Source organism: Streptomyces sp. NPDC045431 (assembly GCF_040646655.1).
Taxonomy (GTDB): Bacteria; Actinomycetota; Actinomycetes; order Streptomycetales; family Streptomycetaceae; genus Streptomyces.
Genome location: NZ_JBEZAQ010000005.1, coordinates 273420 through 286539 on the forward strand (window position 1 = coordinate 273420; position 13120 = coordinate 286539).

The 13120-nt window shown below is 74.1% G+C and carries 10 protein-coding genes; 6 read left to right on the forward strand and 4 right to left on the reverse strand.

Annotated elements, in window-relative coordinates; genetic code table 11:
• Positions 1 to 50: 50 nt before the first annotated feature.
• Positions 51 to 1256: a hypothetical protein gene (locus AB0A69_RS14915; protein WP_361420528.1), complete on the reverse strand. Its 1206-nt coding sequence runs from the start codon at positions 1254 to 1256 to the stop codon at positions 51 to 53.
• Positions 1257 to 1502: 246 nt separating this feature from the next.
• Between AB0A69_RS14915 and AB0A69_RS14920 the strand changes: the two genes are divergently transcribed.
• Positions 1503 to 2660: an ROK family transcriptional regulator gene (locus tag AB0A69_RS14920; RefSeq protein WP_361420807.1), complete on the forward strand. Its 1158-nt coding sequence runs from the start codon at positions 1503 to 1505 to the stop codon at positions 2658 to 2660.
• 95 nt (positions 2661 to 2755) lie between these two features.
• Here the strand turns inward: AB0A69_RS14920 and AB0A69_RS14925 are convergent, their stop codons facing one another.
• Positions 2756 to 3502: a GntR family transcriptional regulator gene (locus AB0A69_RS14925; RefSeq protein WP_361420531.1), complete on the reverse strand. Its 747-nt coding sequence runs from the start codon at positions 3500 to 3502 to the stop codon at positions 2756 to 2758.
• 203 nt (positions 3503 to 3705) lie between these two features.
• Complete coding sequence (locus AB0A69_RS14930) at positions 3706 to 4692, reverse strand: RNA polymerase sigma-70 factor (RefSeq protein ID WP_361420810.1); 987 nt, start codon at positions 4690 to 4692, stop codon at positions 3706 to 3708.
• A gap of 99 nt (positions 4693 to 4791) precedes the next feature.
• Between AB0A69_RS14930 and AB0A69_RS14935 the strand changes: the two genes are divergently transcribed.
• The 4 genes from AB0A69_RS14935 (at position 4792) to AB0A69_RS14950 (ending at position 11370) form a co-directional block, all read left to right on the forward strand.
• Entirely contained in the window at positions 4792 to 5625 is an 834-nt protein-coding gene (locus AB0A69_RS14935) for an alpha/beta hydrolase (RefSeq protein WP_361420535.1), read from the forward strand.
• Between the two features lie 135 nt (positions 5626 to 5760).
• A complete protein-coding gene (locus AB0A69_RS14940) occupies positions 5761 to 7146 on the forward strand; it encodes an SWIM zinc finger family protein (protein ID WP_361420538.1) in 1386 nt (461 codons plus the stop codon).
• On the forward strand, positions 7143 to 9833 hold the full coding sequence (locus AB0A69_RS14945) for a DUF6493 family protein (RefSeq protein ID WP_361420541.1): 2691 nt from the start codon (positions 7143 to 7145) through the stop codon (positions 9831 to 9833). Before AB0A69_RS14940 ends, AB0A69_RS14945 begins: the two co-directional genes overlap by 4 nt.
• Before the next feature lie 76 nt (positions 9834 to 9909).
• The gene (locus tag AB0A69_RS14950) at positions 9910 to 11370 is read left to right on the forward strand and encodes a GNAT family N-acetyltransferase (RefSeq protein ID WP_361420544.1); all 1461 of its coding nucleotides are present in this window, start codon (positions 9910 to 9912) and stop codon (positions 11368 to 11370) included.
• Here the strand turns inward: AB0A69_RS14950 and AB0A69_RS14955 are convergent.
• The gene (locus AB0A69_RS14955; RefSeq protein WP_361420547.1) at positions 11273 to 12517 is read right to left on the reverse strand and encodes a PLP-dependent transferase; all 1245 of its coding nucleotides are present in this window, start codon (positions 12515 to 12517) and stop codon (positions 11273 to 11275) included. The genes AB0A69_RS14950 and AB0A69_RS14955 overlap by 98 nt on opposite strands.
• Before the next feature lie 60 nt (positions 12518 to 12577).
• Here AB0A69_RS14955 and AB0A69_RS14960 point away from each other — a divergent pair, with 60 nt between their 5' ends.
• Positions 12578 to 13084 carry an Lrp/AsnC family transcriptional regulator gene (locus tag AB0A69_RS14960; RefSeq protein ID WP_361420550.1) on the forward strand — a complete coding sequence of 169 codons (507 nt, stop codon included), beginning with the start codon at positions 12578 to 12580 and terminating at the stop codon, positions 13082 to 13084.
• Positions 13085 to 13120 lie beyond the last annotated feature (36 nt).

Sequence of the window (13120 nt, forward strand, 5' to 3'; positions counted from 1 at the left end):
TCCCGGGGCCGGTGGGGCGGGCCCGGCACACCGTGTCGGCGTCGCCGTGCTCAGTGGCCGCCGACTTCGGCCCCCGGCTCGTAGTTGGTCAGTACACAGCCCTCGACGTTCGCCTTCTCCACGCGGTAGCCGGCCGGGGCGGAGAAGCCGGGCCGGCAGTTCAGGGAGAGGAACTGCAGCTGGTACAGGCCGTTGCGGACGGCCACGTCGTTGGTCTCCACCGCGATGTTCTGGCCGACGAGCAGCCTGCTCGCGGTGGCCTTCAAGCGGTTGTCGTCCTTCAGGTCCTCCTGCTGGGCGGCCTTCGCGCGGGTCTGCAGGAGCTCCATGTCGCTCACCATGTCCAGCCAGGTGAGGTGGTGCGCGCGCTGCGCTCCACCGGTCTCGCCGCAGATCGCCCGCTCCTTCACGCCCCAGTCGCGGGGGGCGCCGGTGATCACGGGCTGGTAGTCGATCGACTCGATGGCGACGGTGGCGGGGTCGGTCGAGTAGCCGGTGCAGTCGACGGTGTGCGGGTGCACCAGCTGCTTCAGCTCGGTCAGACTCCCCGCTCGCGGCAGGCCCGGGCTTCCCGCCCGGGGCTGGTCCGGCTGCGGGGCCTCACCTTCCGTGGCCGGGTCCTTCGGGGTCTCCAGGTTGGGACTGCCGTCCCCGTCCTCGCTCGCCACGAAGTCGCTCAGGACGCAGCCGTCGACCGGGCCCTTCTGCTGCTGGTAACCCTCGGGCACGCGGGCTGTCGGGTTGCAGGTCAGGACGCGCAGGTCCGAGCGGGAGAGCTTGAGCGCGGTCGCGGTCTCGGTGGGAGTGACGGCGAAGTTCTCCCCCACGAGCACGCGGCTGAACAGGCCGTAGTCCGGGTCCCCGGAAGCGATCTTCGTCAGTACGCGCTGCTTGTAGCCCTCCTGGAACGCCTTCATGTCGGAGAACATGTAGAAGACGATTTCGCCGTGCCCGACGCGGTCGCTGCACACCCCGCGCTCGGTCACCGACCACTTGCCGGGGGCGGTGAACTCGGTGAGCGGCAGCCGGCCGTCGGTCGGGTCCGTACTCATCCGCTCGCACGAGGCGTACCGCTGGACGTAGACCTGCGCCTGCTGGAGCGTGTCGGCGTGGGCGCCGCCGTCCTTGGAGGGGCCGGGCCCGGTGGTGGGGCCGGACACGGCGGGCGTGCGGTCGGCGTCGGCGTCCTCGCAGGCGGTGACGAGAGAGAGGGAGACGAGGGCGGTGGTCGCAGCGATGATCCGCTTGAGATGCATGGTTCGCTTTCGTCGGGGCGGCGTGCCGCCCAGTCAGTGGCGTGCACATGCTAGGCAAGATCGATCTTGCCGGGCCAGCCTTCCCGTGACCGCACGCAGGCGGTGATCGGCGCGTACGCGGCGGGTTTCGCGGCACCGTCGGAACCGGCCCGGTGGCCCGCCGGGCCGGGCGCCGGGCGCCGCTCGCCGACCGTCCGGGCATTGAGTACGATCCGCAGACACGCGTTCGAGCTGGGAGGACACACGGTGGGCCGGCTGACCGGCGGAGATCCGTCGCTGTTGCGGCGGATCAACTCCGCGGTGGTACTCCATGCGCTGCGGGGCTCCGACGCGCGTACGCTCACGGACCTCACCCGCATCACGGGCCTGTCCCGGCCCACCGTCGAGGGCGTGGTCGAAGGGCTCATCGAGACCGGTCTGGTGGTCGAGGCAGCGGCCGAGGAGGGTGAGGCCCGGCGCCAGGGGCGGCCGGCGCGGCGTTTCCGGTTCCGCGCGGAGGCGGGGCACCTGATGGGCGTCGAGATCGGCCCGCACCGGGTGGCCGCGCTCATCTCGGGGCTGGACGGCCGGATCATAGGAGCGGGGTCCCGGGAGGTCTCGGAGACGGCTTCGGCGGACGAGCGGCTGGAGCGCGTGCGGACGGTCGTCGCCGATGTGCTCCGGCGCACGGGGGTGCCGCGCAGCAATCTGCGCGCCGTGGGCGTCGGCACGCCCGGCATCGTGGAGGCGGACGGGACGGTACGGCTCGGTACGGCGCTGCCCGGCTGGACCGGACTGGCGCTGGGCGAGCGGCTGCGGCGTTCGTTCCGCTGCCCGGTGCTGGTGGAGAACGACGCGAACGCGGCTGCGGTGGCCGAGCAGTGGAAGGGCGCCGCCACCGACTCGGACGACATCGTTTTCGTGCTCGCCGGGCTGAGTCCCGGGGCCGGCTCCCTGATCGGCGGGCGGCTGCACCGGGGCTTCGGCGGGGCCGCCGGGGAGATCGGCGCGCTGCACCTGCTGGGGCGGGGGGCGACGCCGGAGAAGCTGCTGTCGACGACCGACGAGCCGCTGCACCCGCTGGACGAGCACGCGGTGGCGGAGGTGTTCGCGCTGGCCCGGAAGGGCGACGCGCGGGCGCGGGCGGCGGTGGAGCGGTTCATCCAGCGGCTGGTGCACGACGTGGGGGCCCTGGTGCTGGCGCTGGACCCGGAGGTCGTGGTGATCGGCGGCTGGGCGGCCGGTCTGGACGGGATACTCCCGCCGCTGCGGGAGGAGTTGGCGCGGTTCTGCCTGCGCCCGCCGCGGGTGGTGCTGTCGATGCTGGGTGAGGCGGCGGTGGCGACGGGTGCGCTGCGACTGGCGCTGGAGCACGTGGAGGAGCAGCTCTTCGCGGTGGAGGGCACGGTGACGGCCCGCCGCTGAAGAGTGAGACGGCGGGCCGGTATCCCCTGACCCGTGGCCCGTGCGCGCCTGGCCCGACCACGCGGGTGAGGGCGCGGCGTGCTCGGGTGACGCCGTCAGGACGCGATCTGGAAGTCGCCCGCGTCGCCGAAGGTCAGCCGGCAGGTGTCGGCGCGGTACGTGGCCACCGAGACCGCCGCCGTACGGCCCTCGGAGACGTACCGCGTGGTGACGACGAGCACCGGGGCGCCGGGCAGCCGGTCGAGCTCCCTGGCGTCGTCCGCGCGGGCGGAGCCCAGCTCGACGGCGCGCTCCTGGCCCTCCAGGGTGAGGCGCTGCAGCTCGCGCAGGACGGTACGGGCGCGGGCCGGGCCGGAGGGTGCCTGGATGGCGGTGAGGTCCGGCACCGAGGCGGTGGGGACGTACAGCTGCTCGGCGGCGACCGGCTGGCCGTGCGTCACGCGCAGGCGGCGTACGGAGTGAACCGCCTCGTCGGCGTCGGGGGCGAGGTCGAGGAGGCGCACGACGGCGGCGGGCGGCACGGTGGAGACACAGTCGACCGGCTCCCAGGCCTCGTCGCCCGGGCCGGGCCACTGGTGCTGGGTGGTGGAGACGTCGACGCCCACGCGCGGCGGGGCCACGGTGGTGCCGACCCCGCGGCGGCGCTGGAGGCGGCCTTCGAGTTCGAGCTGTTCGAGCGCCTGGCGCAGCGTGGCACGGGCGACGCCGAAACGGGCGGCCAGTTCACGCTCGTTGGGCAGGATCTCCCCCACCGCGAAATCCGAGTCCAGCGCCTCGCTGATCACGGTCTTGAGGTGCCAGTACTTGGGCTCCGGCACCGATTCCAGCTGCGTGGTCCCCACCCTGATCCTCCGCGATCGCCCTGCCCCGGCGGCTTTCCGTGCCTTGTTTATTAAAGGTTCCTGCACTAACCCTCCGACCGACCATAAGGGGGCGCTCCCCCTTGGTCAAGACCAATGCGCGCCGGACACGAGCGTGGGAGCGCGCCGGCCCCGCGTCCGGGAGGGGAGCGCGGGGCCGGTGGGAAAGGAGGCGGACCAGCCGCTTACGGCAGCGGTCGCGGCAGCGTGAGAGCGGCCAGCTTGTCCGGGTTGCGGATGACGTAGACGGTGTGGATCCGGCCGTCGACCGCTTCCACCTGGATGAGGGTTTCGGGCTTTCCGTCCACGAGTACGACCAGCGCGGGGGCGCCGTTGATCTCGGTGTAGCGGTACTCCGAGCCCGGCAGGGGCGCCTTGGCGATGGCGAAGAAGAAGCGGCCCACCTTGTCGGCGCTCTCGATGACGCGCAGCGGCGCCTTGGCCTTGCCGCCGCTGTCGCCGACCAGCCGGACGTCGGGTGCCAGCAGGGCGAGCAGCTCGCCCAGGTCGCCGCCGGCGGCCGCGGCCAGGAAGCGCTCGGTGAGGTCACGGCGCTCGGCCGGGTCCACGTCGTACCGGCGCCGGCCCTCGTCCACGTGGCGCCGGGCGCGGCCGGCGAGCTGGCGCACCGCCGCCTCGGACCGGTCCAGGGTGGTGGCTATCTCCGCGAACGGGAAGCCGAACGCCTCGCGCAGCACGAACACGGCGCGCTCCAGCGGCGAGAGGGACTCCAGGACGACCAGGACGGCGAGCGAGACGGAGTCGGCGAGCACGGCGCGCTCGGCGGTGTCCGGGACGGTGGGCCCGAAGTCCGTGGTGACGGGCTCGGGGAGCCACGGTCCGACGTACGACTCGCGCCGCGCCTGCGCCTGGCGGAGCCGGTCGATGGCGAGCCGGGTGGTGATCCGTACGAGGAAGGCGCGCGCGTCGCGGACGGCGGCGTGGTCGGCGCCCGACCAGCGGAGCCATGCCTCCTGGACCACGTCCTCGGCGTCGGCGACACGGCCGAGCATCCGGTAGGCCACGCCGGTCAGGACGGGCCGCTGCGCTTCGAAGACCTCGGCGATGCCGGTGACGTCGGAGACGTCTGACTGGGTATCAGTTGCCACGCGTCCATCCCAGCCGACGGGAAAGGGCGTGTCCAGGTGAGAAGGATGCGGTTCTGACCACATGTGGACGGCCGTGCCCCTTGAACTGAACACTACCGAACGGTAATGGTTGCTGACAGCGTCGTCGACAGGGCGCCCAGGCAGGGAGCAGGTGCAGCCAGCATGGCCGGACAGGTCTCGTTCACCGTCGAGTCCCTCCAGGGGCCCCGCACAGTGACGCTCGAGTACGAACGGGCCGGTTCGGGCCAGCCGCTGCTCCTGCTCCACGGCATCGGGCACCACTGGCAGGCGTGGCAGCCGGTGCTCGACATCCTGGCCGCCGAACGGGACGTGATCGCCGTCGACCTGCCGGGCTTCGGTTCCTCGCCCGCGCTGCCCGACGGGCTGCCGTACGACCTGCCCACGGTGGGCCGGGTGCTGGGCATGCTGTGCGAGACCCTGGACGTCGACCGTCCGCACGTGGCGGGCAACTCCCTCGGCGGGCTGCTCGCCCTGGAACTGGGGCGCGAGAGGCGCGTGCGGTCCGTGACGGCGCTGGCCCCGGCGGGGTTCTGGAACGAGAGCGAACGGCGGTACGCCTTCGGGACGCTCCGCGCGATGCGGACGGGCGCCGAGTCCCTCCCCCTGCCGGTGATCGAACGGATGTCACGGTCCGCTGCCGGGCGGGCGGCACTGACCAGCACCGTCTACGCCCACCCGGGGCGGCGGTCACCGGAGGCGGTCGTCGCCGAGACGCTGGCGCTGCGTCATGCGTCCGGCTTCCACCCGACGCTCACCGCGGGGCGCGACGTCCTGTTCACCCACGACGTGCCGGGTGTGCCGGTCACCATCGCCTGGGGCACCCGCGACCGGCTGCTGCTGCGCCGGCAGGGCGTCCGCGCCAAGCGCGCCATCGCCGACGCCCGGCTGGTGAGCCTGCCGGGGTGCGGGCACGTGCCGATGAGCGACGACCCGGCCCTGGTCGCGCGCGTCCTGCTGGACGGGAGCCGCCGCTGAGCCGCCCCGCGAGAACGCCGACGGTGGACGGGCGTCGGCGGAGGGGGTCCGCTCACCGCGTCGGCGCTGAGGCCTGGACCGGGGGCGGGAGTTCGGCCGGGGCGATTGTCAGTGGTGGGTCCTACCGTCTTCTCCATGACGCGATCCGTGCAGGCACTCGCCTATTCCCGTCCGTCCGCCCTGGAGTCCTCTCAGGCCGGACGGCTACTCGGCCTGGAGACGTCGGGCGGGCTGACGCCCGCCGGCGCCGAGGCCCATCCCCGTTTCTTCTCCGGTTTCGTGACGTCGCCGCAGATAGCGGCGCGCGGCCTGCTGGCGGTCGCGGACGTCGCGGCCGCCCGGTACTTCCAGCGGCTGCGACCGGCGTCGCTGGACCCGGTGGTGACGGGGAACGGCGACCGGCTGCGCTTCGAGTCGTTCTCGGGCTGCGGCGGGGTGTACGCGCGGCTGGACGTGCTGAGCGAGGGCCTCGACGGCGCCGAGACCGGGCACGGCACGACCAATGTGGACGTCAACAACCCGCTGCGCGAGGCGCTCTCCCGGCTGACCGGCGAGGACCCGCTGCACCTGCGCGTCGGGCCCGAGGAGTTGGCCGTGACGACGCTCGGCGGCGCGGTGGTGGAGAAGAAGGTGCCGTTGCCGGACCGCTGGCTGCGGGGCTTCGCCGAGGCCCAGGTGGCGTGCGCCGGGTTCGACCTGCGCGCGGAGCTGTCCGCCGCCGAGGCCGTACGGTTCCTGCGGTCGCTGCCGCGGACGGCGGGCGGCTCCGGGCGCGGGCCGCTGTGGGTGGTGCCGGCCGGGAAGACCCTGCGGCCGACGACGCGGCCGGTGCCGGGCGCGGTGTGCCTGCCGGGTCCGGAGCGGCTGGTCGCGCTGCAGCGGGTGCTGCGGCACGCGACGGCGCTGCGCGTGTACGGGCCGGTGGCGGACGGGGCCGCGACGGCGAGCGCCTGGGAGGTGGCGCTGCCCGGGATGCGGCTGACGCTCACCCTGTCCCCGGACGCTTCGCGCGGCTTCTCCGGAGAGGGCGGGGTGCTGGAGGCGCTCGCCACGGAGGAGGCGGCGCAGGACGCCGAGCTGGTGTCGGTGCTGCTGGCGTGGGAGCCGCGGATCGACCTCGCCGACCTGGCCGCGCAGGCCGGGCTGTCGGTGGAGCGGGTGCGGGCGGCGCTGACGCGGCTGGGCACGGCGGGCCGCGTGGGCTACGACGTGGCGGACGCCGCGTACTTCCACCGTGAGCTGCCGTACGACGCGGGCCGCGCGGAGCGGCACAACCCGCGGCTGGTGGCCGCACGGGCACTGGTCGCGTCGGGCGCGGTCGAGCTCTCCGGGGACGAGGGCCTGGCGCTGGTGTCCTCGGGTGAACGCCGCTACCAGGTGCGGCGGTCGGAGGGTGGCGTGCTGAGCTGTACGTGCCAGTGGTGGGCGGACTACCGGGGCAGGCGGGGGCCGTGCAAACACGCGCTGGCGGTCAGGATGGTCCGCCGTGGCGCCCTGGCGGTCGCCGGAGGTGCCCGATGAAGGCGGTGGAGGAACTGCTGAAGGCCGTGCGCGAGGGGCGGCGGGACGATGTGCCGGCCCTGGTGAAGGGGCTGGACCCCGCCGGGCGCAAGGCGGCGCTCGCGGAACTGAAGGAGCTGCGCAAGGAACTGCGCGGCTGGGACTGGGACCGCTGGGAGGAGCGGCGGAGCATCTCGCGTGCGCTGCTGGTGGCGGGCGCGGGCTGCCACACGGGGGCCGCGGCGGCGGCCGCGTGGATCGGCGCCCGCGATCTGCGGGACTGGGAGCGGCTGCCGACGGGGATGCTGCTCGACCTGCTCGCGGACCGGGAGGCGGGGTGGCTGGGCGATGTGGCGCACCGGCTCGCCGGAAGGCCCGCCACGGCCGAGGAGGACTACCCGCTGGTCCACGAGCTCGTCCGGCTCGCCGACTGCCCGGTTCCGGTGACGGACGGGTACGTCCACGGCTGGTCGGACGCGGTGGCCCAGCAGGGCGTCCTGCCCGCGCTGCGCACCGACCCGTATGCGCCGGTGCTGGTTCCCCGCCTCTTCGAGACCACAGAGCTGCCGAGCACGCTGTCGTGGCGCTCCGACGACTGGCAGGCCGGGCTCGTGGCGCTGGCCGACGAGGGCGTGGTGGAGCGGGGCGTGCTCGTCGACGCCTGTGTGGCACGGCTGCTGCGCGGGGCCAAGCCGGGGGCCGTCCGGTTCTTCCTGGACCTGCTGCGGCGGTTGCGGCTGACGGCCGATGAGGAGCGGGTGCGCAAGGCCGACTGGATGGGCATGGCGGCCGACGGCCCGTCGATCGTGGCGGCGCACGCCCAGGAGGTGCTGGCGCGGCTGTCCGCGGCGGGTGACCTGTCGGCGCGGGAGCTGGCCGAGGTGTCGGGGTCGGTGCTGTTCCGTACGGAGAAGAAGCTGGTGCGGGCGCAACTGGTCCTGCTGGGCAAGGCGCTGCGGCAGGGTGGCGCGGACGCGGCGGCGGAGCTGCTGCCCGCGGTCACCGAGGCGTTCGGCCATGCGGACACCGGGGTGCAGGAGCGGGCGCTGAAGCTCGTCGGGCGCCATCTGTCCGGCGTGGGCGAGGAGACGCGTGCCGAGCTGGCCGGGGCGGCCGCTCTGCTGAGCCCGGTGCACCGGGCCGCGGCGGCCGAGGTGTTCGGCGAGGCGTTCCCGGCGGAGGGGGACGGGGAGGCGGAGCCGTACGAGGAGTTCCTGCCTCCGGCGCCGGAGGCGCGGCGCGTGGCCCCGGCGGCGGACAGCCTGCCGGAGCTGGTGGAGGACGTGGCGGTCCTGCTGAAGGCGGGCGACGACGTCCTGGGCGTCGAGCGCGCGCTGGACGGCCTGGTGCGGTTCGCGTACCGGGACCTCGACGCGCTGCGTGAGGCGCTGCTGCCGCTGGTCGCGGACCTGTGGTGGTACGAGCGCGACAAGCGGAACCTCATGGAGTACCTGCAGCCGGTGGACCTCGTCGTGGCGGCGGTGGTCGAGCGCGTGACGGTCGGGCGCCTGCACGCCGAGCTGCGGGCCGGGGGGACGCAGGCGTGCGTGCACCGGAGCCTGGACCGGATCCCGGTCCGCCGGGCGCAGGAGGCGGCGTTGACGATGCTGCGGTGTCCCGTGCCGTACCTGCTGGCCACCCCGACCTGGCACACCGGTGCCGTGGACCCGGGTGAGCTCGTCGAGCGACTGCGCGGCTACGAGCGCCTTGGCGCCCGGCCGGGCGAGGTCGACTTCGCTCAGGCGCTGCTGCGGGTACGCCGGACGGCGCCGGGAGCGGCGGAGGCGGCCGAGGCAGCCGCACGGCTGGGCACCAGGGAGGGGGAGCGCCTGGCACGGTGGCTGACGTCCGAGAAGTCACCGGCGCCCGCGCTGCGCGGCGTGGTGGAGGCCGAGAAGCGGAGCTTCCACTCGGGGCACTGGTCGCACGCCTTGGTGCGGCGGATCGTACTGACTCCTCGGGAGCGTCCCGTCGTAGAGCGGGAGTTCCCGCCGGCGTTCCACTGGTTGGGGCGTGTCACGGCGGGCACCGGCGGCTGCCATCGCTGGATGACCGGGGAGCCGCATTGGACCGCCGTGCTGCCGGAGGACCGCGAGACGCTGGCGACATGGCTGCTGCCCATGGCTTCCACGGCCGCCGACGACGAGATGCGCGGCGGCACCTGGTTCCTCGCGCCGCTCGCCGAGGCCGGCGGCGAGGCGGGGCCCGCGCTGCACCTCGCGCTGGCCACCGGGCTGGGTGCGCGGCACGCGGAGGACCGGCTCGTGGCGGTCGACGCCTTCCTGGTGCTGGCGGCGCGCGGCGAGCTGGACGCGGCGCGGCTCGGCCGGGACCTGGCGGAGCTGGTGCGCATCGGCACGGTCAAGCCCAACCGGCTGGCCGACTCGGCGCGTACGGCCGCGGCGACCGGGGCGTACGCCACCACATGGGCGGTGCTCGCGAGCGCGCTGCCCGGCCTGGTCGACGGCGGTGAACCGGTGCGCGGGCTGGGCGAGATACTGGCGGTCGCCGCCGACTGCGTCGAGCGGTGCGGTGCGGTGTCGGCCCGCGTCACGGTCCCGGGGCTGGACGCGCTGGCGGCCCGCCGCGGCTCGTCGCAGCTCGTCACGCAGGCGAAGCGGCTCGCGCAGGCCCTGGCGAGGACGCCGGACTCCCCCGTACATCCGGTCGAACAGTCCACGCCAGAAACGGCGGAAAGTGGTCGTTAAAGCACCAGATCCATGCTTAACCCATCAGTCACAAAGGGTTCGTGATCACGCAACACCGCTGGGTCACAGTGATGCCATGACTGATGTGACCGCTACGAAGAGCGCCCGCCGCCAGCACCGCCACCACCACTGGCGGCGGGACCTCGTCGAACTGGCCGCCCTGTTCACCGCCGTGGCCGTCGCGGACGCGGTGGCGAACACCATCGCGCACGGCCCCGAAGGGCCGTACCTCCTCGCCGTCTCGGCGGTCGTCCTGATCGCCACGGCGGCGTTCCACACCTGGTGGGCACGGCGCCACAGCCATGCGCCGCCGGCCGAGGGCGGCCTTGATACCGGCGGCGGCACGGCGCCCGCCCTGTCCGCCGTGTCCGCCGCCCCGGAACCGGCCGGGGCGACGACCCCCGAGGATTCCGCGCTGTGGCGGATGCGCACCACCGTGCGCGACGAGCCGGGCAGCCTCGCCGCCCTGTGCACGGCGCTCGCCCGACTCCGCGTCGACATCCTCACCCTCCAGACGCACCCGCTGGCCGAGGGCACGGTGGACGAGTTCCTGCTCCGCGCCCCCGCCTCGCTCCCGGCGGCCGAACTCACCCGGGAGGCCGCCGCGGCGGGCGGCACCTCCACCTGGATCGAGCGCGCCGACGCGCACGATCTGGTCGACACCCCGACGCGGGTGCTGGGCCTGGCCACCCGTACCGCGCTCGACGCCGCCGAACTGCCCCTCGCCCTGCGTCGGCTGCTCGGCCGGTGCACCATCCACTCCGTACCCGCCGTCTCGCTGTCCGGCCGCCCCACCGGTGCGACCGCCCCGGTGGAAGGAGCGCTGGAGGACGGCGACAGGGTGATGCGGCTGCGTGACCCGAACGGCGGGGTGATCACGATCGAGCGCCCCTACCTGCCGTTCACGCCCACCGAGTTCGCCCGCGCCCGCGCGCTCGTGGAGCTCGACGCCCGCCTCGGCCCGCGCATCCCCCGCGGGCAGGACGTGCTGACGCTTCCGGAGGGCAACGAGATCACCGTCCGCCGCGCCGACCGGAGCGACCTGCGGGCGGCACGCGCCATGCACGACCGCTGCTCGGACCGCACGCTCGGACTGCGCTACCACGGGCCGGTCGGCGACGCCGACCGCTATCTCGACCACCTCCTCAGCCCCCGCTTCGGCCGCACCCTCGCCGTCGAGACGGCGTCCGGCCGCCTCGTCGCCCTCGGCCACCTGCTGTGGGACGGCGACGAGACGGAGGTCGCCCTGCTCGTCGAGGACGAGTGGCAGCACCGCGGCATCGGCTCCGAGCTGCTGCGCCGCCTGGTCGAGCTCGCCGTCGAAGCCGGCTGCGCGAGCGTGTACGCCGTGACGCAGTCGTCCAACACCGGCATGGTCGCCGCCATGCGGGGGCTGAACCTGCCCCTCGACTACCAGATCGAGGAGGGCACCCTGGTGATCACCGCGCGGCTGGACGCCCCGGGCGCCCCGAACGGCGCTCCGAGCTCCGCTCCCGTCCACCGCTCCGGCGAGGGCCACGGACAGGCGCGGCGCTGAGCGCCTCCGTCAGATCCCGCCACAGGTCCTCGACGTCCTCCAGGCCGACCGACATCCGCAGCAGCCGGTCACTCACCCCGGCCGCGCGCCGGTCCGTCTCGTCGACCACGCGGTGACTGATGGACGCCGGGTGCTGGATCAGCGTGTCCACGCTGCCGAGGCTCACCGCGGGCGTGATCAGCCGCACTCCGGCGATCACGTCCCGCGGGTCCCCGTACACCTCGAAGGACACCATGGCGCCGCCGATCTCCGGGTAGTGCACCCGAGCGATCCGCGGATCGACCGCCAGCCGGCGGGCCAGCTCGGCGGCGGACACCGACGCGGCCCTCATGCGCACCGGCAGCGTGGACAGCCCCCGCAGCAGCAGATAGGCGGCCAGCGGGTGCAGTACGCCCCCGGTGGCGAACCGGATCCGCCGCAGCTGCCCGGCGAACTCCTCGTCGCACGCCACCACACCCGCGAGCACGTCGCCGTGCCCGCCCAGGTACTTGGTGGCGCTGTGCAGCACGATCCGCGCCCCGTGCTCGGCGGGCCGCTGGAGGACGGGGGTGGCGAAGGTGGAGTCGACGAGGAGCGGCACCTCTCCGCAGGCGTGGGCGACGGCGCGGATGTCGACCTCGGCGAGCGTGGGGTTGGCGGGGGTCTCGACCATCACCAGACCGGTGTCGGGCCGGATCGCGTCGCCGATGCCGGCGGGGTCCGTCCAGGTCACCTCCGTCCCGAGCAGCCCGGCCGTGAACAGGTGGTCACTGCACCCGTACAGGGGCCGTACGGCGACCACATGGCGCAGGCCCGCGCTCGCCCGGGCCAGCAGGACGGCGGTGAGGGCCGCCATGCCGCTGGCGAACGCCACGGCGCTCTGCGTGCCCTCCAGCCGGGCGAGCGCCGTCTCGAAGCGCGCGGTGGTGGGGTTGTCGAGCCGGGCGTAGACCGGCGGTCCGTCCGGGAGGGCGCCGGTTGCGGCGAACTCGTCGATCCGCGCGGCCTCCGCCCTCGCGTCGTACGAGGGGTACGTGGTGGACAGGTCGAGGGGGACGGCGTGCAGGCCCAGGGCGGCGAGGTCTTCGCGCCCGGCGTGCACGGCTTGGGTGGCCGGCGCCCACGGGGTGCGGGGCTCGATCGCGGCGGTGCGGTCCATGGCATCCATGGACCGCACTGTGAACACATTCCGGGGAGACGGCGGATAACCCCGTGCTACGTTCGCCGCATGGCCGAATCTGTCGTACTGGACACGGTCGATCTGCACATACTTCGCCTTTTGCAGAACGACGCCCGGACCACGTACCGCGAACTCGCCGCCGAGGTGGGCGTCGCCCCCTCCACCTGCCTCGACCGGGTGGCACGGCTGCGCCGCACCGGCGTCATCCTGGGGCACCGGCTGCGGCTCGATCCGGCCAAACTCGGGCGCGGCCTGGAAGCGCTCCTGCTGGTCCAGGTGCGCCCGCACCGGCGCGAGTTGATCGGGCCGTTCGTCGAGCGGATCCGCGCCCTGCCGGAGTCCCGGGCGCTGTTCCATCTGACGGGACCGGACGACTACCTGGTGCACGTGGCCGTCGCGGGCCCCGCTGACCTGCAGCGACTCGTACTGGACGAGTTCACGTCGCGGCGCGAGGTGGCGCGGGTGGAGACGCGGCTGATCTTCCAGCAGTGGGAGTGCGGGCCGCTGCTGCCGGCCACGGCGAGCGCGACGAGCGCTCATTTGTCAGCCGACTAGGTACGGATGAGGGTGACGCCGAGGCCGCCGGCATAC